Origin of the sequence: Streptomyces beigongshangae (assembly GCF_019710745.1) — a bacterium.
Lineage (GTDB): Bacteria > Actinomycetota > Actinomycetes > Streptomycetales > Streptomycetaceae > Streptomyces > Streptomyces beigongshangae.
Window position 1 is genome coordinate 42,207 of sequence record NZ_JAHKJW010000001.1, and the last position, 26,303, is coordinate 68,509.

Here is a 26,303-nt window from a genome sequence, read left to right on the forward strand (position 1 = left end):
GGGTGCAGTGGTCCAGGGACCTGGCCATGGGGGTCAGGTTCGCGTTCACCGGCGGCCGCGAGGGCTGGGTGCGCGTCCTGCTCACGGGGGTCGGCGTGGGGCTCGGCGTGGCACTGCTGCTGCTGACCACCGCCGTCCCGAACGTGATGCAGGCGCGGTCCGACCGCGAGTACGCGCGCATGGACCTGGTGTTCGGCGCGCCCGACAAGCCCGAGGGCGACAACACCCTGCTCGTCGCGAACGCCGGCACCGAGTTCCGGGGCCTGGACGTCCGCGGCCGCCGGCTGGAGCCCGAGGGCCTGCGGGCGCCGCTGCCGCCCGGGGTGAGCGGGTTCCCCGCGCCGGGCGAGATGGTGGTGTCCCCCGCGCTCAAGGAGCTGCTGGACTCCGGGGACGCCGCGCTGCTGCGCGAGCGGCTGCCGTACCGGATCACCGGCACGATCGGCGAGCCGGGCCTCATCGGCCCGGCCGAACTCGCCTTCTACACGGGCGGCGAGGACCTGGCCGCGCGGCTCGGCGACGGAGGCGTGCGGCGGATCGACACCTTCCACGCGCAGAAGGCCCCGGCGGAGAAGCTGGACCCCGTCCTCCTCCTGCTCGTCCTGACGATCTTCGTGGTGCTGCTGATGCCGGTCGGGGTCTTCATCGCCGCGGCCGTACGCTTCGGCGGCGAGCGGCGCGACCGCAGGCTCGCGGCGCTGCGGCTGGTCGGCGCCGACAGCCGGATGACCCGCCGGATCGCGGCGGGCGAGGCGCTCGCCGGGGCCTTCCTGGGCCTCGTCCTCGGGACCGGTTTCTTCCTGCTCGGCCGTCAGGCCGCCGGAACCGTGGAGCTGTTCGGGTTCAGCGTCTTCCCGAGCTACCTGGACCCGGCGCCCGTGCTGGCCCTCCTGATCGCCGTCGCGGTCCCGGCGGGCGCGGTCGCGGTGACGCTGCTGGCCCTGCGCGGCGTGGTCATCGAACCGCTCGGCGTGGTGCGCACGGCCCGGCCCGCGCGCCGCCGGCTGTGGTGGCGGCTGCTGCTGCCCCTGGCGGGCCTCGGCCTGCTCGCCCCGATGATCGGCAAGGGCGGCGACAGCGGGAACTTCAACGAGTACCTGGTGATCGGCGGCGTCGTCCTGCTCCTCGTCGGCGTCACCGCGCTGCTGCCGTGGGTGGTGGAGTCCGTGGTGGCCCGGCTGAACCCGGGCCCGGTCTCCTGGCAGCTGGCCGTGCGCAGGCTCCAGCTGAGCAGCGGCACCGCGGCCCGCATGGTCAACGGGATCGCCGTGGCGGTGGCCGGCGCCATCGCCCTGCAGATGCTGTTCGCCGGTATCCAGGACGACTACACGAAGTCCACCGGCCAGGACCTCTCGCGCGCCCAGATGGAGGTGTCCGTACCGAAGGAGGTCTCCTCCGAGGGCGCACGGCGGCAGCTCGCCGGGACCCGCGGGGTGCGCGGCGCCGTCGCGCTGGCCGACTCCTCCATCAGCGACCGCCGGCTGGACCCCGTGTCGTCCGTGGGACTCACCGTCGGCGACTGCGCGGCCCTGCGCGAGGTGGCGAGGCTGCCCTCGTGCCGGGAGGGCGACGTGTTCGCCGTGCGGGGCGTCCAGGACGACACGGAGACCCCGCGACTCGCCGAAGCCGGACGGAAACTGTTCGTCGACCCCTCCTACCAGGGCTCGACGAAGGGCGCGGAAGCGGCCTGGACGGTGCCCGGGGGCATCAAGGAGGCCGCTCCGCGCAAGGACCCCACGGGCTGGGAGCGGGGTGGTTTCCTGATGACCACTGGTGCGCTGCCCGCCGCGGCGGCCCCGGCCCTCAGCGGACGGGTCTTCCTCACCCTCGACATGGCGGTCCCCGACGTGCACGAACACGTGCGCAACACCGCGGCGAGGATCGACCCGCTCACGGAACCCATGACGTACACGGCCACCGAGCGGTCCGAGCGCTACGACTCCATCCGCACCGGCCTGTTCGTCGGCGCGGCCTGTGTCCTGGCACTGATCGGGGCGAGTCTGCTGGTCTCCCAGCTGGAGCAGTTGCGCGAACGCAGGAAACTGCTGTCCGCGCTGGTCGCCTTCGGCACCCGGCGCCGCACGCTCAGCCTGTCGGTGCTGTGGCAGACGGCGATCCCGGTCGCGCTCGGCCTGGTCCTGGCCGCGATCGTGGGCCTCACCCTGGGTGGAGTCCTGCTGAAGATGACGGCCGTCCCGGTGACGGTGGACTGGCTGAGCGTCCTCGCGATGACCGGCATCGGGGCGGCGGTGGTCCTGGTCGTCACAGCGCTCAGCGTGCCCCCGCTGCTGAGGCTGATGCGCCCGGACGGCCTGCGCACGGAGTAGCGGCGGTGCTCACGGGCACGGGATGCCGCGCCACCGGTCCTCACCGGTGGCGCGGCATCCCGCTGTGCGCTGACGACTGTGTGCTGACAGCTGTGTGCTGACAACTGTTTTCGATCGGTGCGGCAGAGTGCGGCCGCTCTCGAGACCGACGCGCTCTGTGCCACGATCGAGAGCGTCCAGCCCATGAGGAAAACCCGCCCGAACGGTGTTTCCTCCACCGCGAGGAGAGCCTGTGCTCACTGTTGGTGGCAAGTTCCCCGAGTTCGTGCACCACGTCCGGCGCAAGGACCACCCGGACCTGACCGGCCTGACCTTCCCGATGACGGCCGACCCGCGCCCCGAGCTGTGCCCCTGCGACCGGACCAGGGGCGAGAAGACCCTCGGTCCGGTCGCGCTGCCGGCCGGTGCGTGACCCGTGTCCCTCGACGCGCTGAAGTCCGCGATCCCGGACTACGCCAAGGACCTGCGGCTGAACCTCGGTTCGGTCATCGGCGACTCCGCCCTCTCCCAGCAGCAGCTGTGGGGCACGGTGCTCGCGTGCGCCATCGCCTCACGGTCGCCCCGGGTGCTGCGGGAGCTGGAGGAGGAGGCCAACGCGAAGCTCTCGCCGGAGGCCTACACGGCGGCCAAGACCGCCGCGGCGACCATGGCGATGAACAACGTCTTCCACCGCACCCGGCATCTGCTCTCCGACCCGGAGTACGGGACGCTGCGGGCCGGCCTGCGGGTGAACGTGCTCGGCGACCCCGGGGTGGCGAAGGTCGACTTCGAGCTGTGGTCGCTCGCCGTCTCCGCGATCAACGCGTGCGGGCAGTGCCTCGACTCGCACGAACAGGTGCTGCGGAAGGCCGGGGTGGACCGGGAGACGGTCCAGGAGGCGTTCAGGATCGCGGCGGTCGTGCAGGCGGTGGGGGTCACGCTGGACTCCGAGGCGGTGCTGGCGGAGTAGCCGCGCCGACCGGCCGCCGGGGTGGGCGGGGCCCTGTGGCGGGAGCGGCGCCGCAACGCCGGGACGCCCGGACCCGGCTCCGCAAGGTGCCGGGATTGATTCCCGGATCGGCGGCGACCTGCCTGATCGTGGCCCCGGGCCGCAACCGGTACAGCGCGGCCGTGTCCGCCTCGAACTACGGCGAACAGTTCTCCATGGCCACGAGATGTCCGTTCTCAGATTCTCAGGACCCGGTGTCCCGTGTATCCAGGACCAAAGCCCCTTCACCCGTCACCCGTCACCCGTCGCCTCGCACCGCCGGAAGCCCTTTCAGAGTTCCGATGACGCGTCGCGTGTGACAGCGTGTGACAGCTCGGGTCACTGGACGGTGTCAGGCCGCCTGCTTACTGGCGAGCTTCTTCGCGACCGCGAGGCGCTCGGGGTCCTCGATGTTCCGGGTCCCGGCCCACCTGCCAGGAGTGATGCTCCACTGCCTGAGGGTCTCGGCGACCAGAGCGAGTTTCGCCGAGCCCGGTGGGACGTCGATGAGGAAAGTCGACTCCTTGGGCCGTTTCGTGTCGCCGCCCCACCTGACGACACTCATGAAATCACTCCAGAAGTTTCCTGACTCGCTTACGCAGGTATACGGAAGTGCCGGCCGAGATGAGGGCGGTGCCCGCCAGTAGGCACACGAGCACGGTGACCGACTTCGAGACGTACTCCACGGTCGACCCGTCGGAGTACACACAGGCGTTTCGAAGCGGCCAATACTGTTGCTTGATGGTCGTCAATTCGGCGCCAGCGTCGTTCCAGCTCGTGCACAGTTCGGGAAACGGCCCTCCCGCGGTGACGGAGAACCAGCCGTAGCAGTACACCGCCACCGCAGAGGAAATCAGAATCAGGACGACAAGCGCGTAAATTCTGGGAACGTACGACGGCGGGTGGCTCAGCAGGATGAGGGCCACCACGATGCCCACCGCCGCAGTGACCAGACTTGCAGCCAGCAACGCGCCCATCAAGAACATGTGAAGTTCACCTCTTCTCTGCTTTCTGCACGGCAAAGAACTTCGCCCGGCGCGCCACCTGCTGGTGGATAAGTTTCTGCAACACCTCGCCCGCCCGACTGGATCTCCTTGTTCAACGTGCTTCCGGCTGGCTCGTCCAGGTAGCGGCCGACAGCATAGTATTTCGCCTTGTAAAGGGCTTCTGCACGCCGAGGAGTAACGGTGAACCGGGGGTCACAGGCGGTGACACCTTCTCGGTCGGGGTTTCCGTAGGAGACGAGCAAATGCGCCCAGGTGCCGGGGCCCCGGGAGAAGAATCCGTCACACGGACCGGTGCAGAAGGTCGACCTCTCAAGGTAGCGGCCGTTGAGCAACTGCTGCATGAAGCGGATCTGCTCCGGCCCGCCGGACAGGAACACATAGGCGTCCATGGCCAACAGCGCCTTGAGTGCCTTCGGGCGTACCGTGCCGTCGAGGCAGGTCGCGGAAAGGCCCATGTCCCGCATCATCGTGTTGATGCCGACCTGGGACGCCTGGGACATCTCCCCCGAACAGTGCCGCGTGAATCAGGGGGTGAACCTTGCCCCTGTGATGCTTGATCACTGTAGGTGTGAATGGAGTCTTCTTCCGGGGAGAGGAGTCAGCGCGTCATCCGGACGACGGTGTGTCCGTGGAGGGCTGTTCCACCTGCGCTGCCTCCGCCTGTGCTGCCTCCGCCTGCACTGCCTCCGCCTGCGCTGCCTCCACCCGTGCTGCTTCCATCCGGGCCACCTCCGTCGGCGTCACCGGATCCGGCGAGTCGTGGAGTGCCGCTGCCTGGGAGTGCGAGCGCAGATATCCGACCACGGTGTTCGTGACCGCGACGAGCGGCACGGCGACCACCGCTCCGCCGATCCCCGCGACGACGCCGCCCGCCGCGACGGACAGCACGACGGCGAGCGGATGCACCCGCACCGCCCGCCCGAGGATGAACGGCTGCAGGATGTGCCCCTCGATCTGCTGCACGACGAGCACCACGATCAGTGTCATGACCGCCGTGAAGACGCCCTGCGTGACGAGCGCGACCACCACCGCCAGCGCGCCGGAGACCACGGCACCCACCAGCGGGATGAAGGCGAACAGGAAGATGAAGACGGCGAGCGGGACGGCCATCGGGACGTCGAGGAAGAAGATGCCCAGTCCGATGAAGATGGCGTCGATCAGGGCGACTATCACCGTGCCGCGGACGTAGGCGGTCAGCGTGCGCCAGGCCCGCGGCCCCGCCCCCGCCACTCCGGGACGCGCCGCCGCCGGGACCAGCCTGAGCGTCCACTCCCAGATGCGCTTGCCGTCGTAGAGGAGGAAGAGTGTGGAGAACATCGTGAGGAGGATGCCGGTGAGCGCCTCGACGATGACGGTGACGCCTTCGAGCCCGGCGGACGTGATCTCCTCGGTGTTCGCCCCGACCGCCTCGCGCAGGCTCTCGGCCGTGTCCTTGATCTGTGCCTCGGTGACATGGAACGGGCTGTTCAGCAGCCACCGCTGAAGCTCGTCGATGCCGTCCTGGATCTGGGTGGAGAGGTCGTCGATGTTCTCCATGACCTGCCAGACCACGAACCAGCCGACCAGCCCCATGACGACGAAGCCGAGGATGGCGGTGAGCGCGGTGGCGAGCCCGCGCGGCACCCCGTACCCGCGCAGCCGGGCGACCGTGGGCTGGAGCAGCGCGGTGACGAGCAGTGCGGCGACGAAGGCGAGGACGACGAGCTGGACGGCGCTGATGACGCGCATCAGCACCCAGACGGTGCCCGCGAGGACGAGCAGCCGCCAGCCGGCCTCGGCGGCGACCCGCACCCCCCACGGGACGGCGGCGGCCGGATCGGGACGGGGGGCGCCCGCGAAACCGCCGGGAGCGGATGACACCGGTCGGCCGCCCGCCCCGTCCGGCCGGTCCTTGCCGAGGCCGTCGGCGTCGTCCTCGTCGGCGGCCGCGCGGCGCGCGTCCAACCGCTCTCCCACTCGGGTGAGCCCGGCACCGATCCGGCCGAACAACCCTGGCACTCGCGACATGAACCGTCCTCTTCCCCCGTTGCTCCCCACCACTCCCCCCTGGAGTCGTCGGCCTCGACCGTACATGGCGGGAGCCCCTCACCGTAGGACGGTGAAGGGCTCCGCGGAGTTGAGTCGATACCGGCTCAGTACCAGTTGTTCGCCTGCCAGAAGCTCCAGGCACCGCACGGGCTGCCGTACCGGCCGTCCATGTAGCTGAGGCCCCACTTGATCTGGGTGGCCGGGTTCGTCGCCCAGTCGGCACCGGCCGAGGACATCTTGGAACCCGGCAGCGCCTGCACCAGACCGTACGCGTCGGAGGTGGGGTTGTCCGCCCTGTAGTTCCAGCTGGACTCGTGGTCCACGATGTTGCTGAAGCACTGGAACTGGTCCGCCGGGACCAGCTGGCGCGCCATCTCCTGGACCTGCGCGACGGTGTACGAGGACTGCACCGGGAAGCTGCTGGCCGAGGCGCGGGGGGCCGAGCGGCTGGCGGTCTTGAGCTCTTCCTTCTTGCGCTCCTCCGCCTTCTTCGCCGCGGCCTCCGCCTCCTTCGCTTCCTCCGCGGCCTTCTGCTTGGCGATCGCGTCCTTGGCGGCCTGCTTGCGCGCGGCTGCCTCGGCGTCCTTCCTCGCGGTCGCGTCCGCCGCGATGGCCTGGGAGTCGGCCTGCTGTGCCAGGGAGGCGGTCTGCACCTGCGCCTGCGCACCCGCGGGGATGTCCGCGAGGAGCGTCGCGCCGCTCGCCGTCGCCTCGGCGTCGTCGCCCGAGGACGAGGTGCTGCCCGAGGCGACGCCCGTTACGGCGCCGACAGCGGTGACTGCGGTGGCCGAGGCCACTGCGAGCCCACGGACCGAAATCCGGCTCACACGGTTTCCTTCCAGCATCGACCGCTACAGGTGACCCTCGCGGACGCAATCGTGCCCCTGGCACAGGCCTCCCAACTGCGGGGTCACGGGAGGCACGGGCCCGGTGGGCAACTCCCCTGCGGGGAGCGCCGCGTGGTGCTCGGGCGGCATACGACGGCGTTATGGAGTTCTGGTGCTGCTGCGTGCTGTGCCGCTGGGGGTACAGGTGTGTCGTATGCGGGGCCTGACAGGAGTGAGACTCTGCCGCACCGCGACACCGGGAGGCAATTCTGTGCCGGGTGTGAAAGCTCACACTTCGTTTGCCCCGGAAGTTTTCCGGAAACAAGCACGCACGAAGACACCGCCCGGCTAGGCTCTTCACCTTTGCCGGACGGTGTCGACCGTACCAACTACGGCGCCTCCGTCACCCGTTGAAGAACCTGGACAGACCGGGCTTGCCGGACACCCCAGAAGGAACGGGCGAGCGAGGCAGACAGGGTCAGATGTGTCCGTCCTCCAGCATTTCGGTCACGAGGGCCGCGATCTGGGACCGTTCGGACCTGGTGAGCGTGATGTGCGCGAAGAGCGGATGGCCCTTCAGCTTCTCGACGACGGCCACGACCCCGTCGTACCGGCCGACCCTGAGGTTGTCCCGCTGGGCCACGTCGTGGGTCAGGACGACCCGCGAGTTGGCCCCGATCCGGGACAGGACGGTCAGCAGGACGTTCCGTTCCAGGGACTGCGCCTCGTCCACGATCACGAAGGCGTCGTGCAGGGAGCGGCCGCGGATGTGCGTGAGCGGCAGGACCTCCAGCATCCCGCGTGCGGTGACCTCCTCGATGACCTCGCGGCTGGTGACCGCGGAGAGGGTGTCGAAGACCGCCTGCGCCCAGGGGCCCATCTTCTCGGACTCGGAGCCGGGCAGATAGCCGAGCTCCTGCCCGCCGACCGCGTACAGCGGCCGGAAGACCATCACCTTCTTGTGCTGGCGCCGCTCCAGCACGGCCTCCAGACCCGCGCACAGGGCGAGCGCCGACTTTCCGGTGCCGGCCCGGCCGCCCATCGACACGATCCCGATGTCCGGGTCGAGGAGCAGGTCGAGGGCGATGCGCTGCTCCGCGCTGCGGCCCTTGATGCCGAAGGCCTCCCGGTCGCCGCGGACGAGCCGGACGTTGCCCTCGGCCGTCACGCGCCCGAGCGCCTTGCCGCGCTCGGACTGGATCATCAGACCCGTGTGGACGGGCAGTTCGGACACTTCGGGGATGTACAGGCTCTCCTCGTCGAAGAGGAGGTCCACCTGCTCGGCGGGCAGGGTCAGTTCGGACATTCCGGTCCAGCCGGAGGAGCCCGTGATGGCGAGTTCCGCGCGGTACTCCTCGGCGAGGAGCCCGACCGAGGATGCCTTGATCCGCAGCGGGAGGTCCTTGGACACGACCGTGACGTCGAATCCCTCCGCCTGCAGGTTTCGGGCGACCGCGAGGATGCGGGAGTCGTTGTCCCCCAGGCGGTAGCCGCTGGGCAGCACGCCGGGGTCCGAGTGATTGAGCTCGACACGGACCGTTCCGCCCAGTTCCCCGGTGGGGATGGGGGCGTCGAGACGGCCGTACTTCACCCGGAACTCGTCGAGCAGGCGCAGGGCCTGCCGGGCGAAGTAGCCGAGTTCGGGATGGTGCCGCTTGGCCTCCAATTCCGTGACCACGACGATCGGCAGCACGACTTCGTGCTCGTCGAAGCGGTTCATGGCGTGCGGGTCGGCCAGCAGGACGCTGGTGTCGAGAACATAGGTGCGCCGGTCTGGCATACGGCGCTTTGTGCTGGTCACCACGGAAGGACGTACCCCCTCGGATGAGGTCGGGGAGCGACGGAGAAGAAGCTGGGAGGAGGGCGGGAACGATCCCGGCCGGTTTCCGGCACCCCTGCACGGGCCGTGAACCGGCCCTCCGCCTCGTCCGTACTGACCGCACGGTCGCGCTGGTGCAAAGGGCCTCCCGGGCGGACGGCCCCGTGCCGTCCGCTGAGATCCGACACCCGTGGTTCGGGCGTCGACCTGGAGGGTTTATGCCCTCGAACGCGCCGTGCCATGCCAGCACACACGACGGCGCCCTGGTGAACTCCTCATTACTTCCACCCCAAAGGACCAACCCCTGGCCCCACGCCCGCCCCAGGGGGCGTCTCAGGGGATCCCCCGGGAGCGCCCCGGGGGACGCTCCGGGAGATCCGCCCGCAGCCGCCCCCGTGACGGTCCGTCAGCCGCCGAAGCGGCGGTGGCGGGCCGCGTAGTCGCGCATCGCGCGCAGGAAGTCGACCTTGCGGAAGGCCGGCCAGAAGACCTCGCAGAAGTAGTACTCGGAGTGCGCCGTCTGCCAGAGCATGAACCCGGACAGCCGCTGTTCGCCGCTCGTACGGATCACGAGGTCGGGGTCGGGCTGGTCGCTGGTGTAGAGGTGCTTGCCGATCATCTCGACATCGACGCTCTCGGCGAGCTCCTCCATCGACGTGCCCTTGTCGGCGTGGTCGAGGAGCATCAGCCGTACGGCGTCGGCGATCTCCTGGCGTCCGCCGTAACCGATGGCGACATTGACGAGTATCCCGTCGATGTGCGCGGTGGACTCCTCGGCCTCCTTGAGGGCGGTCTGCATCTGCGAGGGCAGGATGTCCGGCGCGCCCACGTGGTGCACGCGCCAGCGGCCGTCGGCGGCGAGGGAGGTCACGACGTTCTCGATGATGTCGAGCAGCGGTACGAGCTCTTCCTGGGGCCGGTCGAAGTTGTCCGTGGACAACAGCCAGAGGGTGACGACCTCGACGTCGGTCTCGGAGCACCAGCCGAGGAACTCCTCGATCTTGTCCGCTCCGGCCCGGTGCCCCTGGGCGGCGGTGCTGCCCGCCGCCTTCGCCCAGCGCCGGTTTCCGTCCACGATGACCCCGATGTGCTTGGGCACCTGGTCGTGGTCAAGGTGGCCTTCCACCCTGCGTGTGTAGAACCTGACCAGCAAGCGGCGCAGGTTGTCGCGCAGGTTCACGTTTCCGTCAGCCCCTCCGTGCAGATGGCAGTCTCCGAGGGCGACACCCTACAGCCGCCGGAGCGCCCTTCCCCCTTGGGGTGCAAGGCCTCCGGGCCGACGGACGGGCGGGGGGCGGAGCCGGCCGCGGGCCCCGGAGCGAACCCGGGCGCGGGGTCCGGAGCGGAACCCGGGCGCGGGGTCCGAAACGGAACCCGGGCGCGGGGTCCGAAACGGAAGCCGAAGCGGAACCTGAGGCGGAAGTCGAGGCGGAGCCGGACCGGAGCCCGGAGCGGAGTCGGGGCGGTGCGGTACGACGGCGGCTCCGGCCCGTACGCCGGGTGCGCGGGAGCGCACAAAAAACGGGCCGGTCCGTGGGGGGGGAGACGGACCGGCCCGAGGGGGGGTTTCCACCATAACCCTTCGTGAGGGATGCTGCGCGCATCAGCACCCCACAACTACTCTCCGGAGTCGCCCAGCGACGCCAGAGTGAGTGTCGAAACGTTCATTCAGGGGCAGATCATGGCCGGATCGCAGCGGATTCCAAGGTGGACGAGGAGAATTCGAAGAGAACCAGAGGGTTCGCACGGGAATATGAGGCATTGGCCCATCCGCCTCGGACGTACGCCCCAAGAGTGACACGGCCGGGTCGCACCCGCCCGGCCGGGCCTTCCGCGCCACCGGGTCGGACCGGAGGGGGCGGCAGGCGCCGCGCGGCCCCCTCCACCGCGCGGCGCCACTCCGCACAGCTTTGCTGGCGCGAATTGCCTTCGTTCGAAGGTACGCGACCGCGAGGAGCGGAATGAGCCAATCGGCATAACGATGTGGAAACCTTGTGTGCGTTCCAAGGATTTTCGCGGCCTCCTCACCCAGCTTGAGCGACGACTGACGACCCTTCATTCAATTCTGGGTGTTTACGGTAGATAATTTCCCGCATGTGTCGTTCGCCCCATTCGCCCAGTGGCAGCAGGGCGGTGTTCAGCGCCTGTCCCAGCTCGGTCAGCGAGTACTCGACGCGGGGCGGCACCTCCCCGTACACCTCGCGGTGCACCACGCCGTCCGCCTCCAGCTCGCGCACCTGCTGGCTCAGCACCTTCTCGCTCACCCCCGGGACGTTCCGGCGCAGTTCCCCGAAACGCAGCGTCCCGGCGTCGTGCAACGCCCAGAGGATCAGCGGTTTCCACTTGCCGCCCACGACGTCCACGGCCGCGTCCAGGCCACAGCTGTAGGGGCCCTTGCCCTTCGGCACGGTCAACTCCTCCCGAGAACGGGCAGCGTGCCGGACCCGGCCTCGTCCGGGTCCGGCACGGCCGCCACGACACCGAGGATCACATGGGCCGGGGCGGGTGCGCGCGGAAAAGGGCGACCGTCCCGGGCACGTCTGACGGATGGCGTACCTGCCTCGCTACGATGGCGGCATGGGCCACGGAGTCGATGCGAAGAGCAGCACCCGCGAGCGACTGGACGCCGTCGGCGCAGCGGACGTCGCCGCGACACTCCAGGCCCTGGCCACGCCCTCCCGGCTGCGCATCCTGGCACGCCTGCGGGAGGGCCCGTGCGCGGTCGGCGAACTCGCCGAGGCGGCGGACCTGGAGCAGTCGGCGTGCTCGCACCAGCTGCGGCTGCTGCGGAACCTGGGGCTCGTCACGGGTGAGCGACGCGGAAGGTCGATCGTGTACGCGCTGTACGACCACCATGTGGCGGAGCTGCTGGAACAGGCACTGCACCACGTGGAGCACCTGCGGCTGGGGCTGCGGGACGAGGGGTGAGAGGTCTGGGGTGTGAGGGTCGCCGGGTGAGCGGGGGCCCGGACGGGGCACGGCGGTCGGGCCGCCGGGCCGTCGGGCTGCGGTGGGCCGTCAAGCCGTGGCGGGCTTGCGGGCCTCGAAGAGGTGGCGGGTGCTGTGGGCCACGAACGGGCCCTTCGCCCCGATCCGTTCGTGCAGGTCCAGCAGCCGGGTCCGGTACCGGTCGGCGGTGAAGCCGGGGACCGTCCACACCACCTTCCGCAGGAAGTGCACGACGGCCCCGATGTCGTGGAACTCCATCCGCAACCGCTCCGCCCGCAGACCGACGATCTCCAGACCGGCCGCCTCGGCCCCGGCGCGTTCGCGGTCCGGGTCGCGGCCGTCGCGCCGGGCGCCGGACCGCGGGCCGAGGAAGTGCTCGACCAGTTCGCGGGCGCTGGCGGGGCCGACGTGCTGGGCGAAGTACGTACCGCCGGGCCGGAGCACACGGGCGATCTCCGTCCAGTGCGGCGTCACCGGATGCCGGCTCACGACGAGGTCGAAGGCCCCGTCGCCGAACGGCAGCGGGGCGTCCTCCGGGCAGGCGACGACGACAGCGCCGCGGGGGTGGAGCAGGGCGGTGGCCCTGGCGACGTTCGGGGGCCAGCCCTCGGTGGCGGCGGTGAGCCTCGGCAACGTCCGGGCGGACGCGAGCACTTCGCCGCCGCCGGTCTGGATGTCGAGCGCGGCCTCCGCCCCGGCCAGCCGCTCCCCCATGGCCCGGGCGTACCCCCAGGAGGGGCGCTCCTCGGTGGCGCGCCCCTCGAACCACGAGAAGTCCCACCCCCCGGTGGGGACCGCCTCGGCTTCGGCGACGAGTTCCCCGAAGGTGGGGCCGGCCGCGTCCGGCGGGGTGGTCGGGTCCATCGGACGATGGTGACAGGCGGGCATCGCGTACGCGACGGATTTCCCTTCGGTACGCCTGCGCCTACGCCTGGGGCGGGGTCCCGTCGGACACCTCGGGCACGTCGGATACATCGGGCACATCGAGTACGAGAAGGTCGTGCACGTCCTCGCCGTGCCGGAGCGTGCCGGTCCTGCGGAATCCGTGCCGCTCCAGGAGGCGCACCGAGGCGGTGTTCCCGGTGAAGGGGTCGGCGTGGAGGGGGCGTGTCCGCTCCTCGCGGAGGAAGAGGGCGAGGGCCTCGGTGCCGATGCCCCTGCCCCAGTGGGGGCGGCCGAGCCAGTAGCCGATGAAGCGCCGGTCCTCCCCCGTGTCCGCGTCCTTCTCCCACCAGGCGACGATGCTGCCGGCCGGGGTGCCGTCCACGTCGACCGTCCGTACGAGGACGGTGGGGTCGCCGAGGATGCGGGTGGTCCAGTGCGTCATGAAGCGGTCGCGGGGCCGGGCGGGGAACCTCGACCGCCGGGTCGCCTCGGGGTCCTGCTCCTGCTCGAAGAAGACCTCCAGATCGGTGTCCCGCACGGTGCGCAGCCGCACGCGGGGGCGCGCGTGCGGCTGCGGAGGCGTGTGCGGCTGCGTGGCACGGGGTCCGTACGCGTCGTCGCTCATGCCGCAGGAGTCTGGCACCGGGCACTGACAACCGGCGCGGGCCACGACGCTCCGGAGGGGCTCGGCCATCGGATGTCAGGGGACGAGGGGACGTACCTCCTCGGCCGTGAAGCGGATGAAGCCCTCGGGGTCCGGCTCGTCGGCGGTGGGCTGAAGGATCACGGTGTCGGCGCCGGCCTCGACGAGGCGCCGCACGGCCCGGGCGACGGCGTCGGCGTCCCCGGCGGCTCCGAGGTCCGGGACCGACGCCACGCCTTCGGCCTGCTGCTCGGCCCGGAGGCGGGCGGCGGCGTCGGGGCCCGTCGCGGTGAGGAGGTAGACGGCCACCCGGTGCGCGTCGGTGCGGGAGGCCGCCTCGCGTCCCTCGTCGATGAGCCGGCGGGCCTTGCGCACCCCCTCCGGCGACGTGTTGGCGGTGAGGATGGTCCCGTCCGCGGCCTCTCCGGAGAGTCTGAGCGAGCGGGGCCCGGTGGCTCCGGCGAGGATCGGCACCGGTGCCGGCGGAGGCCAGTCGAGGGCGACGTCGTCCAGCTTGACGTACCGGCCGTCGGTGGTGACGCGCTCGCCGCGCAGCAGGGCGCGCAGCGCCGCGAGGTACTCGCGCAGGAGGGTCACGGGCGACTCGGCCCGGGCGCCGACCTGTCCCATCCAGTCCTGCACGCCGTGGCCGACGCCCAGGACGGCCCTGCCCGGGAAGAGCCGGTCCAGGGTGGCGGTCTCCATCGCGGTCGCGGCGACGTTGCGCAACGGGACGGGGAGGAGGCCGACCCCGACGCGGAGCCGCTCCGTCCACGCGAGGGCGGCCGCGGCCGCCGAGATGCCGCCCTCCAGGAAGCAGTCCTCCCAGAGCCAGAGTTCCTCCAGCCCGGCGGCGTCCGCCGCGCGGGCCACGGCTCGTAGGCGTTCTGGGGGCAGCTGCGGCCGGAAGACGGCACCGAGTGTGGTCATGCGGCCTCTCTACCCGGAGGGCGGACGGGAAACAACCTGATGTCCGGGGAGCGGGACAGATCAAGGTCCGCCTCTCCTCACGCCTCCTTCGGGAACGTGACCTCCACGCGGCGGTTCTTGCGGCGGCCCTGTTCCGAGGTGTTGTCGGCGATGGGGTAGTCCTCGCTGTAGCCGCGTACGACGAAGGTGACGTCCATGTCGCCGAGGTTCGAGGCGAGTTGCGCGTGGACGACCTCCGCGCGCCGCTTGGAGAGGGTGAGGCCGTGGGCGTACGAGCCCAGGTTGTCCGTGAAGCCGAAGACGCGGACGTTCGTGGCGTTCTGGGCTTTGATCTCGTCCGCGATCGCCCTGATGCGGCCGCGTCCCTCCGGGTTGAGCTTCGAGCTGTCCTTCGGGAACAGGACCTCCGCCTGGAGGGCGAACGTCACGTCCTCGTTCGTGTCCTCGCGCCGCTCCTCGCCGCCGAGGTCCTCGACGACCGACTTGATGTCCAGTACGCGCGCGGACGCGAGGGTCGCCCCGTCGGCGAGCTTCAGCCCCGGGCTGTTCGCGTCGACCTCCGGCGGCGGGGACGTGGTGACGCTGCCCGGCGGGGCGCTCGGGTCCTCGTCGTCCGCGTGGGCCGCGGTCAGGGGGGTCATGAAGACGAGCGTGGTGAGGGCGGTGAGGGCGACCGCCGCGGCGCGGGGGGTGAGGGACATGGTCACTCGCCCTCGGAGATCTCGACGGAGGCCGGGGGCATCGAGCCGACCTGGAAGGAGACCTCGGTGGTGTCCTCGGGCGGGGCGGGGAACTGGGCGTACCAGTCCGCCGTCTCGCCCGACTTCACGCCGCCGACGAAGCGCGTGCAGAGGCACCGGCCCTCGGTGTCACGGAGGATGAGGTACTTCTTCTTGCCCGACTGGTCCACCAGGCTCGCGCCGGCGACGGACGAGGCGTTCTGGCGCAGCTCGTTCTCGTCGCCGCGCCAGTCCGCCGCCACGAACAGCCTCGACCCGTTGTTCGTGACCGTGCCGGACACAGTCACGAAACCCCCGGCGTCACGCACTGCCGATGTGATGGCGAGGGAGATGTCGCCCTGCTTGGACTCAGCGAGCACCTTGTCCTGCCCGGGTGCCTGCGACTCCTCGTCCTTGCCGTCGTCGTTGCTCTTGCCGGTGGCGGACGACGAGGCAGCCTTGTCCGGCTTGTCCTCATCGCCTCCCCCGCCGCAGCCGGCCACCGTGAGGACCAGCCCAGTCGTGATCGCCACGGCGGTCAGTACCGTGCGGCCCTTCGTGGTGCGCCGGATGTTCATCGCTACGGCTTCCTTTCACTCGGCCAGATGCACAGAGAACAGCACGGATGCGTCGGGAAGGTCGTCCACATCGAAGTCTTCGGGATCAATGTCCACGGGTTCGCCGTCGCAGTCCAGTGTGATCGGTTCCGTGGGATCGGCATCGAGGTCGAAGTCGCACCGCGGTTCGATGACAGCGGTGGCGTCCGCCTTGGCGTGTTGTGTCTCCGTGCCCGGAATGATCGAGTCGCCCACCGTGAAGTTCGTTTCGACGGCCACCCGGAAGCCGGGCAGTCCACCGACGGTGGTGGCCTGGGCCCCGCCCTGGACGGTCGAGTCGTTCTCGGCGGCCAGTTGCTGTGCCGCGGCCGTGGCTCCGGCCCCGTCGAACCCGTCGCCGTCCAGCCAGTCCAACCAGTCGTCCTCCACGCCGATGGCGCCCTCCAGGCCCTCCATCAGGTCGTCCCGGGCGCTCTGCGCCGCAGCCAACGCGGCGGCGTCCGCCGCGGACTGTGCTCCGTTCCGCGCGGACGCCGCCTGGGCGAAGGCGAAAAAGGCGAACGCGGCGAAGAGCAGGATCCCCGTCAGCCAGATGTAAAGAGGGAGGATCGACCCCCGGTCGCCACGAAAGCCCGGCGGGGTCAGCCGCCCCCGACGACATCCGCGACCGCGTCGCCGATCGCCCCGGAGATCTGGCCGTCCAGTCCGAGCCCGTCGATCAGCGTGAAGATCCCGGCGATGAGGATCATCAAGCCCGCGTACTCGACGAATCCCGCGCCCGCGTCCCGGTCGCGTCCGCGCATCCGGCCGGAGACGGTCTGCGCCCAGGTCGCCAACGCCCGCTCCATGCCGGCCGTCGCCCTCAGCGTCCAGTTCCTCGCCATCACGTCCCCTTCCCTCCCACCCAGAACCACTACCTTCCCGCGCACCGTACGTGAGAACCCACCTGCCGCAAGTGGGTCCAGGGGCCCAACTTCCCTTTGCCGGAGTCATCGGAGTCACCGGTTCCACCCCCCGTGGGTTCCCTCGCGGGCCGTGCCCAGCCAGTGGGCTATCGCTTCGCTGCGCGAAGAACTGTGCAGCTTTGCGAAGATGCGGTTGATGTGGTTCTTGACCGTCTTCTCGCTGATGAAGCACGTGGCGGCGATCTGCCGGTTGCTCATGCCGGTCGCGATGAGATCCATGACCTCCACCTCCCGTGAACTCAGCCCGTGATCGCAGTGGTTGCGGCCGCGGCGGTGGAGTCCTGCCGCGTGGGCGGGCCGGGCCTCCGACGACTGTGTCACAATCGATTGCAGGTGCGAAGAGTTTTGGTTCGGTTCGTACGAAACGCCGAGCGAATCCGAGACATCGACGGCGGAGGACGTGAAAGTGGCCGTACCGGCGCGCAGGTCCCGGACCGCGCCGATCAGTTCGGCGGCCGTGAACTCGCCGTGGACGAGGTAGCCGACCGCGCCCAGGCGCAGTGCCTGGGCCACCACCTCGGGTTCACGGCTGTACGTCAGCATCATCACCGGAGCGAGCCGGGCCAGCGGGGGCAGCGCGGTCAGGCCGTCCGTGCCCGGCATGCGTACGTCGAGCAGGATCACGTCGGGGTGGTGGCGGGTCGCGCTCGTGAGGGCCTGCGCGCCGTCGGACGCCTGGGCCACGACCTCGATGTCGGGGTGCGCGCCCAGCAGGGCCGCGAGACCGGCCCGTACGACCGGGTTGTCGTCGGCCACGAGCACGTGCAGGGGCGGGCCGGGGAGTGCCTGGTCAGGCATGTGCGGCCTCCTCTCGTGGAGTGTGCGGGGGGCGTGCGGACAGGGGGGAGGCGAGCGGGAGGTCCACGATGACCTCCGTGCCTCCGCGTTCGGCCGTGCGCAGACGGAGGGCCGCCCCCACGGACGCCGCGCGCTCCAGCATGCCCAGCAGACCGAAGTGGCCGGATCTCGCCAGGACGTGCACGTCCTCCAGGAACACGGCCGGACCGGCGCCGTCGTCCCGCACGGTCAGGCGCAGGGCGGGCGGTACGGCGCGCGTGCCGGAGGTGAGGGTGACGTCCACCCGGGTCGCGTTCGCGTGGCGGTGTGCGTTCTCCAGGGCCTCCGAGACGATCGCCAGGAGGTGGCGCGACGTTCCGGGAGGGAGGGGCGGGGCCGGAGGCGAAGCCTGGGCCGGGGGCGAGGCCGGGGCCGGGGTGGTCTCGTGGGTGAAGGTCGCCGTCAGGCCCGTACGGGATTCGAAGTCGGCCACCCTCGACGCCAGTTCCGCCGGCAGGTCCGGGGGCGGGGCCGCCAGGGCGGTGTGGGCCCGCAGGTCCGTGAGGAGGTCGCGGGACTCCGCCGCCGCCCGGCGTGCCGCCCCCGCCACGGCCGCGGCCTGGGCCCCGAGGGCGCGGGGGTCGGTGTCACGGTCCGCGGTGACCGCCAGGGCCTCCGCCGACAGCGCGAGGCCGTGCAGGGTCTTGGCCACCGAGTCGTGCATCTCACGGGCCAGGCGCGCCCGTTCCGACTCGACGGCCTCCGCCACCGCCAGACGGGAGTTCGCCTCCGCGAGGGCCCGGCTCGCCGCGCCGAAGTGGAACATCAGGTTGCGCAGGGTGACGCCGATGATGCCCGCCGCCACGCAGAAACCGGCGACGAGGAGGGTGCTGGCACCGGCGCCGGGGCGCTGGTCCCACGCCCTGAACACCGTGAGCAGGACCACCAGCTGGAGCCCCGTGAAGATCCCCGAGCCGCGCCAGCCGTACAGCAGGCCCGCCAGCAGGGGGGTGCAGACCGCGGCGTACGCGAGGGGGGAGGCGGGGGAGGCCGTCAGGAGGAGCACCGCGCCGAAGACCAGGTCCACCGCCATGAGGGTCGGGTGGGCCAGGAGACGGGGCGCGAACCTGTCCCAGTCCCTGAGCATGGCGTACGAGCCCATGACGCCCAGGACCGCCGCGGCGAGGACGGCGTGGCGGGGGAGGCCGTCCGCCGCGTTGGCCGTGGCGAAGGGGGCGCCGAGGGCGATGAGGGTGAGGCGGACGGCGAACGCCTGCCGGCACAGGGCCTGTAAGGCGTTGAGCTGGAGCCGGACACTGCCCGGCGCTGCCGCGTCGTCTGCGAAGTAGCCGGTGGGGCGGGCCGTCGTGCGAGGGCCGCCGGTGGGACGGGCCGTCCTGAGGCCGCGGGTCCGTCGGGGCCGGGCGCGCGGTTCCCCGCGCCCCTCCCGCTTCCGGGGCGCGGATCCGCCGCGTGCCCCGGGGCCCCGGCCGGTCGTCATCTCAGCGGCCCAGGACGGAGCCGAAGTTCGTGCCCGAGCCCAGGAACATCCCCGTGGCGATGAGGATCATCGTGGCCGGGAGCATGAAGACCAGGGTGACCATCGTCGCCTTGGGGATCGTCTTCGCCGCCCGGCGGCGGGAGTTCTGGGCGTCGGTGCGGCGCATGTCCGTGGCCAGCTGGATCAGGGTGTCCGCGATCGGGGAGCCCAGTTCCTCGCCCTGCTGGAGTGCCGAGACGAACTGGGCGACCTGCTCGGAGGAGTTGCGCCTGCGCAGTTCGTCGAATGCCTGGCGGCGGCTGACACCCATGTCCATCTGCCGGAGGGTTATGCGCAGCTCGTCCGCCCACGGGCCCGCGTAGTGGTCGGCGACGCGCTCCAGGGCCTGGCGGAAGCCGAGGCCCGCCGACACCACGACCGCCAGGACGTCCAGGAAGTCGGGGAGGGTGCGGTCGATGACCTCCTTGCGTTCACGGATCGCCTGCCAGATCAGCGCGTCGGCGGCCAGCAGGCCGAACGCCAGGGCCAGGAGGGCGAGCAGGAGCCGGCCGTTGTTGAGGAAGATCAGGAAGAGCATGGCGCCGAAGACGCCGTACACCGCCCGGCGGGCCGCGTAGCGGTTCAGGGTCAGGCCGCCGGGATTGCCCGCCATGTCGATGCGGCGGCGTTTGGCGTCCACGCGGCGCGGGCCCATCAGGCGCAGCACGAGCGGGGCGAAGCGCATGCCGAGGCGGTCGACGGCCGAGTCCGCCTTCGAGACGCGGCTCCCGCCGACCTCCAGGGCGAGGGCCAGGTCGCTGGGGAGCCTGGCTTCCGCCCGGTACATGCGCAGCCCGAGGAGGAAGCCCCCGACGGCCAGCCCCATCAGCGTGGCGAGCAGCAGAGCCGGCACCGTGATCCCCTCCTCGTGTCCTTGCGCGTACTCATACTTCGATCTTGCCCAGGCGGCGGATGACGAAGAAGCCGATCGTGTAGAGCCCCATGGAGATCAGCACCAGGGTCTGGCCCAGCGGGGAGCCGGTCACCTTGGCCAGGGCCCCCTCGTTCGACGAGTTGATGAGGAGGAGGGAGCCCAGGCCGAGGAGGGGCACGGTGAAGGCCGTCGCGTTGACCTCGGACAGCATGGTGCGGACCTCGCGGCGGGTCTCCTTGCGGTCCTCCAGGGTCTGGGTGAGGTTGCGCAGCGAGTTGACGACCGTGCCGCCCGCCTTGTTGGACAGGACCAGGGTGGTGACGAGGACGACGAGTTCGCGCGAGGGGAGCCGTTCGGCCAGCTCGCCCAGGGCGTCGTCCACCGAACGGCCCAGGGTCAGCTGGTCGGCCACCCGGGCCAGCTCCTCGCCCGCCGGGGCCTCCAGCTCCTCCGCGGCCATCGCCAGCGCGGTGCGCAGGGCGAGGCCCGCCGCCGCCGCGTTGGCCAGCAGGCGTGCCACGTCCGGCAGCTGGTTGATGAACGCCTCGATGCGCTTCTGCCGCTGCCAGTTGAGGAAGATCGCCGCGCTCCAGACTCCGATCAGGCCCGCGATGGGGCCGAAGAACGGGGCCAGGGCGGCGGCCGCGATCAGCCAGAGGGCCACGGCCACGGCGGTGACGTAGGTGAAGAACTCCCCCGCCGTCACGTCGAGACCCGTCGCCGACAGGCGCAGCTGGATGCCGCGGCCCAGCCGGGTGCGGCGCAGCCTGCGGTCCACGGCGGCGAAGCGGCGGGCGCGGCCGGCCGCGGTGCGCAGGGGGCCGCCGGAGAGGCGGTCGACGAGGGCCTGGCGCTGGGCGCGGCCGGACGCGTACGTGTGCACGCCCGCGACGGCGAGCGTGCCGCACAGGAGGGTGGCGCCGAGGGCGAGCGGGATTCCGTTGTTCACGGCTCGCTCCTCCCGCCCGTGTCCCTCATGCTTCCCGTACTCCTCAGGTCGCTTGCGGCCTGCCCCGTGGGGGCGAAGGCTCCGGTGGGTGTCATCCGATGGCCTGCCTGGTGTTCAGGACGTCGATCGCCTCGGCCACCCCGAAGGCGGGCGGCAGCGGCTCGTTGGCGACGTACAGCTTCTCCGCGACCGCGCGGGGCACCGGCAGGTGTTCGAAGCGGCCGTGGACGACCCGGTCGGGGCCGGTGGGTCGCGGGACGAAGCGGGTGACGGGCACGATGCGGAACGGTTCGCGGCCGTGCGAGACCAGCAGGGCGATCTCGGTGACCTTGCGGGAGCCGTCGGCGTGCCGGGTGAGCTGGACGACGACGTCGACCGCGGAGTTGATCTGGTCCCTGAGCGCCTCGAAGGGGATCTGCACCTCGGACATCGAGCCGAGGGTCTGGAGCCGCATCAGGGCGTCCTCGGCGGAGTTGGAGTGGACGGTGGCGAGGGAGCCGTCGTGGCCCGTCGACATGGCCTGGAGCATGTCGAGGGTCTCGCCGCCGCGGACCTCGCCGACGATGATGCGGTCGGGGCGCATGCGCAGGGAGTTGCGGACCAGGTCGCGGATGGTGATCTGGCCCTTGCCCTCCACGTTCGGGGGGCGGGACTCCAGGCGGATCACGTGCTCCTGCTGGAGCTGGAGTTCCGCGGAGTCCTCGATGGTGATGATGCGCTCGTGGGAGGGGACGAGCCCGGAGAGCGCGTTGAGGAGCGTGGTCTTCCCCGAGCCCGTGCCGCCGCTGACGACGACGTTGAAGCGGGCGCGGACGAACGCCGCCAGCAGCATCAGCATCTGCTCGTCGAGGGAGCCGAGGCCGATCAGTTCCGGGAGGGTGTAGGCGCGCGGGAAGCGGCGGATCGTGAGGGTCGGGCCGGTGAGGGCGAGCGGCGGGATGATGACGTTGACGCGCTCCCCGGTGGGCAGGCGGGCGTCGACCATCGGGTTCGACTCGTCCACGCGGCGGTTGACGGTGGAGACGATGCGCTCGATGGTCTGCATCAGCTGCTCGTTCGAGGCGAAGCGGAGCGGGAGCTGTTCGACGCGCCCGGCGCGCTCGACGAAGATCGAGTCCGGTCCGTTGACCATGATCTCGGTGATCGACGCGTCGGCGAGGAGGGGTTCCAGGACGCCGAGGCCCAGGGCCTCGTCGACGACCCGGCGGATCAGCTGGGAGCGCTCGGCGGACGACAGGACCGGGCCCTCGCGGCTGATGATGTGCCCGAGCACGCGCTCCAGGCGGATGCGGCGCTCGGCCGCGGCGAGGCTCGACATCTCCGCGAGGTCGATCTCCTCCAGCAGCTTGGCGCGGTAGACGGCGACGAGGTGTCCGTCCTCGCGGGCGGCTCCGCCCTCGTCGGGGGCGGCGATTCGGGATCGCAGGCTCATGGGTCGCCTCCTCTCGGTCTCTCGGTCTCTCGGTCTCTCGGTCTTTCGGGCGTTCGGGCGTTCGGTCTTTCGGCGTTCGGTCTTTCGGCGTTCGGCCGCCGGTCGTCAGCCGTCGGCCGCCGGTCGTTCGGTCAGTCGTCCTGGTCGTTGGGCATGGTGGCGTCCCGCTGCACGGTCACCTCCGGCAGCAGCGGGATGACCGCGGGGACCTGGAGCGTGACCGTCGCGGTGACCAGGTCACCGGTGCCCCCGGGAGCCGACACGCTCGGGTCGAGCCAGCCGCTCACCGCGGCCGCCCCCGCCGCTCCCCCGTCCTCCCCCTGCGAGGCGGCCCGCGCCGCGGCCCGCGCCCCCGACCCGGCCTGGTTGATGCCGTAGCCGATGAGGCCGAGCTGGATGGCGGCCATCCCGATCAGGAGGAGGACGGGCAGGAAACCGGCGAACTCCAGCATGGAGACGCCCCGGTCGTCCCGCAGGCGCTTCAGGATCCGCTTCACGCGGTGTCTCATCCGTCGTCCCCCTCCAGTGCGGCTCCCGCCTCCGCGTCGACCGTCCAGCCGGCGTCGAAGCCCGGGAAGAACAGGGGCACCTGAGCGGTGACCGTGGCCTTCATGACCTGCCCCTCGACACCGCAGCTGATCGAGGCGCCGTCCCAGGCGCCCGGCAGGTGCTCCCCGCCCGCGGTGCCGCAGGCTCCCCCGACATCGCCGTCCACCGCGTACGCCGCCGTCGCCGCCCGCGCCGCCTCGTCCGCCGCGTTCCCGGCCAGCGAGTACGTGTAGCCGTACAGCACGCACTGCCACAGGATCGCCATCACGACCAGCAGGATCGGGAACATCCCGGCGAACTCCAGGGTGACCGCTCCCCGGTCGCCGCCCTTGCGGCGCAGCGAGAGGGACCCCTTGTCGGAGGACTTGCGGCGGCGGCCGCCGCCCCCGGCGGGCTGCTCGGCCACCAGGTCCAGCTCGCCCGCCAGGGTCCACAGGGCCTGCTTGACCGTCGAGCGGGTGTCCAGGTCCTGCATCCGGCCCGCGTCCACGACGGACTGGAGTTCCTTGAAGGCGGCCGGGACCGTGGTGCGGGCGACCTTGGTGCCGGTGACGCGTTCGACCAGGGACGGCTGTATCTCCGTACCGCGGGAGAAGCGGTTGACGACCGTGCGGGTCTCCTCCGCCTTGCGGATCTGGAGGCGGTCCCACATGCGGACCATGCGCTTGGCGGCGCGCACGGCGACGACGTCGGGGGTGATCAGGAGCAGGGCCTGGTCGGCGAGTTCGACGGCGGCGGCGTTCGCGGCGTTCAGCTGGGCTCCGCAGTCGACCACCACGACGTCGTAGCGCGAGCGCAGGGCGCCCAGGACCTGCCGGGCCACCCGGTCGGTGATCTCCTCCCCGCGCTCGCCCTCGGCGGGGGCGAGGAGCAGGCCGAGCCCGGTCTCGTGGGTGTAGACGGCGTCCTGGAGCACGCGCGGGTTGATGTCGCTGATCGCGGCGAGGTCGGCGACGGAGCGGCGGAACCGCACGTCCAGGTAGGAGGCCACGTCGCCGGACTGGAGGTCCAGGTCCAGCAGGGCCACGGAGCGGCCCGAGGCCCGGGCGGCCAGGGCGAGCTGGACGGCCGCGACCGTCGCGCCGACGCCCCCCTTCGCGCCGGTCACCGTGACGAGGGTGCCGCCCGGTCCCGCGTACAGCTCGGGGGTGCCGTTGCCGAGGTGGCGCCGCATGCCGGAGGACCAGGCGGCGGCCGCCTGGACGCGTTCGGCGAGGGAGTCGTAGCCCAGCGGCAGGCCGACGATGCCGCGCGCGCCGGAGTCCATCGCGGCGGTCAGGACACCCGTGCTGGTGTCGGCGGTGACGAGGACGACGCCCACGGCCGGGAAGCGCAGCACCAGGTCGCGGATGACGTCGAGCGCGGGGACCGGGCCGATCCGCTCGTGGACCAGGACGACCTCGGGCAGCTCGTCGAGGGACTCCGCGGCCAGCCGGGCCAGGGTGTCCAGGAGCGCCGTGGTGTCGGCGACCGGCGCGGCGGGTTCGGCGTCGGGGAGCTGGCTCAGGAGGGTGCTGAGGGAGCGGGCCGAGTCGATGTCGCCGACGGCGGGCAGGATGCGGATGGTCATGGGCGCGGCCTCGCGGACGACGGCCCCGTGGGGACTGAGCGCATCACGGCCTCCTACTTGTCCTCGTCGAGGGTGTACGAGCGGTCGCCGGGTGCGACGTCGGTGTCGGCGCCCCCCGCGATCAGGGCGAGGCGGACGTGTTCGGCGAACGACTCGGCGTACGCGACGCGCTGGGCGTCGGCGGTGTCCAGGGCGAAGGTGATGGGGACGGCCTCGCTCGCGGCGCGGCGGCGGTCGTTGCCGGACTGGCCGGGTTCCAGCGCGGTCAGCTTCCCGACGTCGATGACGCGGGCGTTCTGCACGATGACCTTCGACTGGTCCTTGCCGTTGTCGGTCTCGTCCTTGAACGTGGCGTAGATGTTGACCCGCGAGCCCGGGTCGATCTTGCCCGCCACGCCGGTGGCCGCGTCGATGAGGATCGCGATCTCCTGCTCGCCGGCCCGCAGCGCCGGCCGGTCGACGATCATGTCCCGCTGGAGCAGCGAGCCCTTCTTCAGCTGGGTGACGGCGATCTTGCCGCGGACCTGGGAGAGGCTGGTGACCGCCGTGTCGGAGAGCCACCGCTCGGGCATCGATATCTTCTCGAACTGGCCCGCGGACAGCTCCTTGTAGGGCGCGATGTCGCTCTTCAGCCGGTACGCCGCGACCTCGGGACCGACCTTCGAGTTCACGTCCCGGATCACCGAGAGCACTCCGGCGAAGGCGGCCACGGCGCACAGGACCGAGAGGACCAGCAGGATGACGCCGCGGCGCTGGCGTGAGTTCACTACATCTCACCTCGTGGTGCGGTACCGGGTTCTTGAGCTGGCCTGCTGTTCTGCTGGGGGTCCGGGGGTCGCCCTCCGGAATGATGCGGCATGGCGCGGACAACCTCGATCGGGGGAGCGGGAGGACAGCGGGGTCGAGCGGGTCGTGCCTGGAACACTGGAACAGCTGTTCCGTACCCTTATTCACGTGTGCGTGCGGGACCGTGCGGGACGTTCGGGGCGTGCGGGACGTGAGTGGTTCAGGTGGCCCCTCGGGTCAGGGCCCGTACCGGAGAACCTGCCCGCGCCGCGGTGTCCGGAAGCTCCCGTGACGCGAGTGGTGCCAGCGGCGCCGCGCAGAACCCGCAGCGGTCGCCGATGAGTTCGAGGCCGCACCAGTGGCACTCCTCGCGCCGCACGGACGAGACCAGCTGGTACAGCACGGACACGTCGTGCAGGCCCGCGGCGAACTCGGCGATCCTGCCCGTGCCCCACCAGCGGGCCGACTCGGCGGGCAGCGGCACGGTCGCGACCCCCTGGACGCGCCAGGCCGGCGCGAGCGTCCCGGTGAGCCACTCGGCGGACAGCTGCCCGGACGCGACGAGCATCCGCGTCCCGAACTCCGGGCCGGTCAGCTCCTCCTGGCCGACACGCACGAGCTGGGGCCGCGGCGTGGCCAGTACGGCGAACTGGGCGCCCGGCATCCAGGACCTGGCGTGGGACTTCAGGGGGACCGGGACCCGGTCGAGCCTGGACACCGAGGTCAGCAGGGCGCCCGAGTAGATGTAGTGGGCGAGCAGCCGCGCGGAGGAGGCGAGCACGCCGGGGCTGAAGTCGCAGACGGAGAGCTGGCGCAGCTGCTGGGCCAGCAGGGCGAGGCCGAGCGGCGGCAGGTCGAGGCCGAGCACCGCGATGCGGTCGCTCTCCAGGACGGAGCGCACGGCGTGCAGCCGCCGTGTGACGCCGGGCGGCGCGGAGGAGGGGTGGAGCGCGATCACGTAGCCGTGCTGCTCGATGAGCGCGTGCATGGCCGTGAGGGAGCTCTCCAGCGTGTCGAGGGGCTGGACGACGGCGGGCGGGGTCTGCCGGTCGTGCGGCGGGAGCACCAGGTCGGAACCGGTGACGGCTATCGCGGTCGGCACCTGCACACCACCCCGTTCAGCGGGACGAGGTGGTCGACCGCCGTCCCGGATTGCTCCTGTGTCGCCATGGTTCCCTCACGGACGGACACATAGTGCCACTG

General features: G+C 71.3%; 28 protein-coding genes. 4 read left to right on the forward strand and 24 right to left on the reverse strand.

The window, feature by feature from the left end; all coding sequences use genetic code 11:
• Positions 1–26: 26 nt before the first annotated feature.
• The 3 genes from KM933_RS00185 (at position 27) to KM933_RS00195 (ending at position 3,276) form a co-directional block, all read left to right on the forward strand.
• Positions 27–2,327 carry an ABC transporter permease gene (locus KM933_RS00185; protein ID WP_221347866.1) on the forward strand — a complete coding sequence of 767 codons (2,301 nt, stop codon included), beginning with the start codon at positions 27–29 and terminating at the stop codon, positions 2,325–2,327.
• A gap of 232 nt (positions 2,328–2,559) precedes the next feature.
• The gene (locus KM933_RS00190; RefSeq protein ID WP_221347668.1) at positions 2,560–2,739 is read left to right on the forward strand and encodes a hypothetical protein; all 180 of its coding nucleotides are present in this window, start codon (positions 2,560–2,562) and stop codon (positions 2,737–2,739) included.
• 3 nt (positions 2,740–2,742) lie between these two features.
• Positions 2,743–3,276, forward strand: coding sequence for an alkyl hydroperoxide reductase (locus KM933_RS00195; protein WP_221347669.1), 534 nt, complete (start codon positions 2,743–2,745; stop codon positions 3,274–3,276).
• A 370-nt stretch (positions 3,277–3,646) separates the two neighbouring features.
• On the opposite strand, the gene KM933_RS00200 is transcribed toward KM933_RS00195, so the two are convergent.
• The 8 genes from KM933_RS00200 to KM933_RS00235 form a co-directional block, all read right to left on the reverse strand.
• On the reverse strand, positions 3,647–3,859 hold the full coding sequence (locus KM933_RS00200) for a hypothetical protein (RefSeq protein WP_221347670.1): 213 nt from the start codon (positions 3,857–3,859) through the stop codon (positions 3,647–3,649).
• Between the two features lie 4 nt (positions 3,860–3,863).
• Positions 3,864–4,280 (reverse strand): hypothetical protein, encoded by a 417-nt coding sequence (locus KM933_RS00205; RefSeq protein WP_221347671.1) that lies wholly within the window; start codon positions 4,278–4,280, stop codon positions 3,864–3,866.
• Positions 4,271–4,801 carry a glycoside hydrolase family 25 domain-containing protein gene (locus KM933_RS00210; protein WP_221347672.1) on the reverse strand — a complete coding sequence of 177 codons (531 nt, stop codon included), beginning with the start codon at positions 4,799–4,801 and terminating at the stop codon, positions 4,271–4,273. Before KM933_RS00210 ends, KM933_RS00205 begins: the two co-directional genes overlap by 10 nt.
• Positions 4,802–4,907: 106 nt before the next feature.
• Positions 4,908–6,308: an AI-2E family transporter gene (locus KM933_RS00215; protein WP_221347673.1), complete on the reverse strand. Its 1,401-nt coding sequence runs from the start codon at positions 6,306–6,308 to the stop codon at positions 4,908–4,910.
• 125 nt (positions 6,309–6,433) lie between these two features.
• Entirely contained in the window at positions 6,434–7,156 is a 723-nt protein-coding gene (locus KM933_RS00220; RefSeq protein WP_488269378.1) for an aggregation-promoting factor C-terminal-like domain-containing protein, read from the reverse strand.
• A 478-nt stretch (positions 7,157–7,634) separates the two neighbouring features.
• Entirely contained in the window at positions 7,635–8,960 is a 1,326-nt protein-coding gene (phoH2, locus tag KM933_RS00225) for an RNA 5'-3' helicase PhoH2 (RefSeq protein WP_221347675.1), read from the reverse strand.
• 421 nt (positions 8,961–9,381) lie between these two features.
• Positions 9,382–10,155 carry an isoprenyl transferase gene (locus KM933_RS00230; protein ID WP_221347676.1) on the reverse strand — a complete coding sequence of 258 codons (774 nt, stop codon included), beginning with the start codon at positions 10,153–10,155 and terminating at the stop codon, positions 9,382–9,384.
• 844 nt (positions 10,156–10,999) lie between these two features.
• Complete coding sequence (locus tag KM933_RS00235; protein WP_221347677.1) at positions 11,000–11,383, reverse strand: winged helix-turn-helix transcriptional regulator; 384 nt, start codon at positions 11,381–11,383, stop codon at positions 11,000–11,002.
• A 169-nt stretch (positions 11,384–11,552) separates the two neighbouring features.
• Between KM933_RS00235 and KM933_RS00240 the strand changes: the two genes are divergently transcribed.
• Positions 11,553–11,903: an ArsR/SmtB family transcription factor gene (locus KM933_RS00240; protein WP_173894742.1), complete on the forward strand. Its 351-nt coding sequence runs from the start codon at positions 11,553–11,555 to the stop codon at positions 11,901–11,903.
• 90 nt (positions 11,904–11,993) lie between these two features.
• Here the strand turns inward: KM933_RS00240 and KM933_RS00245 are convergent, their stop codons facing one another.
• The 16 genes from KM933_RS00245 to KM933_RS00320 form a co-directional block, all read right to left on the reverse strand.
• Positions 11,994–12,788 carry a class I SAM-dependent methyltransferase gene (locus KM933_RS00245; RefSeq protein WP_260332836.1) on the reverse strand — a complete coding sequence of 265 codons (795 nt, stop codon included), beginning with the start codon at positions 12,786–12,788 and terminating at the stop codon, positions 11,994–11,996.
• A gap of 61 nt (positions 12,789–12,849) precedes the next feature.
• Positions 12,850–13,434 (reverse strand): GNAT family N-acetyltransferase, encoded by a 585-nt coding sequence (locus KM933_RS00250; RefSeq protein ID WP_221347679.1) that lies wholly within the window; start codon positions 13,432–13,434, stop codon positions 12,850–12,852.
• Positions 13,435–13,509: 75 nt separating this feature from the next.
• Positions 13,510–14,382 carry an LLM class flavin-dependent oxidoreductase gene (locus tag KM933_RS00255; protein ID WP_221347680.1) on the reverse strand — a complete coding sequence of 291 codons (873 nt, stop codon included), beginning with the start codon at positions 14,380–14,382 and terminating at the stop codon, positions 13,510–13,512.
• A 77-nt stretch (positions 14,383–14,459) separates the two neighbouring features.
• The gene (locus KM933_RS00260; RefSeq protein ID WP_221347681.1) at positions 14,460–15,083 is read right to left on the reverse strand and encodes an OmpA family protein; all 624 of its coding nucleotides are present in this window, start codon (positions 15,081–15,083) and stop codon (positions 14,460–14,462) included.
• 2 nt (positions 15,084–15,085) lie between these two features.
• Complete coding sequence (locus tag KM933_RS00265) at positions 15,086–15,679, reverse strand: hypothetical protein (protein ID WP_221347682.1); 594 nt, start codon at positions 15,677–15,679, stop codon at positions 15,086–15,088.
• 15 nt (positions 15,680–15,694) lie between these two features.
• Positions 15,695–16,303: a pilus assembly protein TadG-related protein gene (locus KM933_RS00270; RefSeq protein WP_221347867.1), complete on the reverse strand. Its 609-nt coding sequence runs from the start codon at positions 16,301–16,303 to the stop codon at positions 15,695–15,697.
• A complete protein-coding gene (locus KM933_RS00275) occupies positions 16,300–16,542 on the reverse strand; it encodes a hypothetical protein (protein WP_430727254.1) in 243 nt (80 codons plus the stop codon). The genes KM933_RS00270 and KM933_RS00275 overlap by 4 nt, the downstream gene beginning before the upstream one ends.
• A 114-nt stretch (positions 16,543–16,656) precedes the next feature.
• Positions 16,657–17,421 (reverse strand): response regulator transcription factor, encoded by a 765-nt coding sequence (locus KM933_RS00280; protein ID WP_221347683.1) that lies wholly within the window; start codon positions 17,419–17,421, stop codon positions 16,657–16,659.
• On the reverse strand, positions 17,414–18,901 hold the full coding sequence (locus tag KM933_RS00285; protein WP_221347684.1) for a sensor histidine kinase: 1,488 nt from the start codon (positions 18,899–18,901) through the stop codon (positions 17,414–17,416). The genes KM933_RS00280 and KM933_RS00285 overlap by 8 nt, the downstream gene beginning before the upstream one ends.
• Position 18,902: 1 nt before the next feature.
• Positions 18,903–19,793: a DUF5936 domain-containing protein gene (locus tag KM933_RS00290; RefSeq protein WP_221347685.1), complete on the reverse strand. Its 891-nt coding sequence runs from the start codon at positions 19,791–19,793 to the stop codon at positions 18,903–18,905.
• A 31-nt stretch (positions 19,794–19,824) separates the two neighbouring features.
• Positions 19,825–20,763, reverse strand: a complete 939-nt coding sequence (locus KM933_RS00295) for a type II secretion system F family protein (protein ID WP_221347686.1) — start codon at positions 20,761–20,763, stop codon at positions 19,825–19,827.
• Between the two features lie 91 nt (positions 20,764–20,854).
• Positions 20,855–22,195 (reverse strand): TadA family conjugal transfer-associated ATPase, encoded by a 1,341-nt coding sequence (locus KM933_RS00300; protein WP_221347687.1) that lies wholly within the window; start codon positions 22,193–22,195, stop codon positions 20,855–20,857.
• Positions 22,196–22,326: 131 nt separating this feature from the next.
• On the reverse strand, positions 22,327–22,704 hold the full coding sequence (locus KM933_RS00305) for a TadE/TadG family type IV pilus assembly protein (protein ID WP_260332837.1): 378 nt from the start codon (positions 22,702–22,704) through the stop codon (positions 22,327–22,329).
• Positions 22,701–24,314 carry a CpaE/TadZ family protein gene (locus KM933_RS00310; protein ID WP_221347688.1) on the reverse strand — a complete coding sequence of 538 codons (1,614 nt, stop codon included), beginning with the start codon at positions 24,312–24,314 and terminating at the stop codon, positions 22,701–22,703. The genes KM933_RS00305 and KM933_RS00310 overlap by 4 nt, the downstream gene beginning before the upstream one ends.
• Before the next feature lie 53 nt (positions 24,315–24,367).
• Positions 24,368–25,081, reverse strand: coding sequence for a Flp pilus assembly protein CpaB (gene cpaB, locus KM933_RS00315; RefSeq protein WP_221347689.1), 714 nt, complete (start codon positions 25,079–25,081; stop codon positions 24,368–24,370).
• A gap of 239 nt (positions 25,082–25,320) precedes the next feature.
• Complete coding sequence (locus KM933_RS00320; RefSeq protein WP_221347690.1) at positions 25,321–26,202, reverse strand: hypothetical protein; 882 nt, start codon at positions 26,200–26,202, stop codon at positions 25,321–25,323.
• Positions 26,203–26,303: the final 101 nt, after the last annotated feature.

Coding starts and splice junctions, on each gene's coding strand:
- KM933_RS00185 (WP_221347866.1), top strand. CDS start 27: ATGGGGGTCAGGTTCGCGTTCACCGGCGGCCGCGAGGGCTGGGTGCGC.
- KM933_RS00200 (WP_221347670.1), bottom strand. CDS start 3,859: ATGAGTGTCGTCAGGTGGGGCGGCGACACGAAACGGCCCAAGGAGTCG.
- KM933_RS00205 (WP_221347671.1), bottom strand. CDS start 4,280: ATGTTCTTGATGGGCGCGTTGCTGGCTGCAAGTCTGGTCACTGCGGCG.
- KM933_RS00210 (WP_221347672.1), bottom strand. CDS start 4,801: ATGTCCCAGGCGTCCCAGGTCGGCATCAACACGATGATGCGGGACATG.
- KM933_RS00215 (WP_221347673.1), bottom strand. CDS start 6,308: ATGTCGCGAGTGCCAGGGTTGTTCGGCCGGATCGGTGCCGGGCTCACC.
- KM933_RS00240 (WP_173894742.1), top strand. CDS start 11,553: ATGGGCCACGGAGTCGATGCGAAGAGCAGCACCCGCGAGCGACTGGAC.
- KM933_RS00245 (WP_260332836.1), bottom strand. CDS start 12,788: ATGGACCCGACCACCCCGCCGGACGCGGCCGGCCCCACCTTCGGGGAA.
- KM933_RS00250 (WP_221347679.1), bottom strand. CDS start 13,434: ATGAGCGACGACGCGTACGGACCCCGTGCCACGCAGCCGCACACGCCT.
- KM933_RS00255 (WP_221347680.1), bottom strand. CDS start 14,382: ATGACCACACTCGGTGCCGTCTTCCGGCCGCAGCTGCCCCCAGAACGC.
- KM933_RS00260 (WP_221347681.1), bottom strand. CDS start 15,083: ATGTCCCTCACCCCCCGCGCCGCGGCGGTCGCCCTCACCGCCCTCACC.
- KM933_RS00265 (WP_221347682.1), bottom strand. CDS start 15,679: ATGAACATCCGGCGCACCACGAAGGGCCGCACGGTACTGACCGCCGTG.
- KM933_RS00275 (WP_430727254.1), bottom strand. CDS start 16,542: ATGGCGAGGAACTGGACGCTGAGGGCGACGGCCGGCATGGAGCGGGCG.
- KM933_RS00280 (WP_221347683.1), bottom strand. CDS start 17,421: ATGCCTGACCAGGCACTCCCCGGCCCGCCCCTGCACGTGCTCGTGGCC.
- KM933_RS00285 (WP_221347684.1), bottom strand. CDS start 18,901: ATGACGACCGGCCGGGGCCCCGGGGCACGCGGCGGATCCGCGCCCCGG.
- KM933_RS00300 (WP_221347687.1), bottom strand. CDS start 22,195: ATGAGCCTGCGATCCCGAATCGCCGCCCCCGACGAGGGCGGAGCCGCC.
- KM933_RS00305 (WP_260332837.1), bottom strand. CDS start 22,704: ATGAGACACCGCGTGAAGCGGATCCTGAAGCGCCTGCGGGACGACCGG.
- KM933_RS00310 (WP_221347688.1), bottom strand. CDS start 24,314: ATGACCATCCGCATCCTGCCCGCCGTCGGCGACATCGACTCGGCCCGC.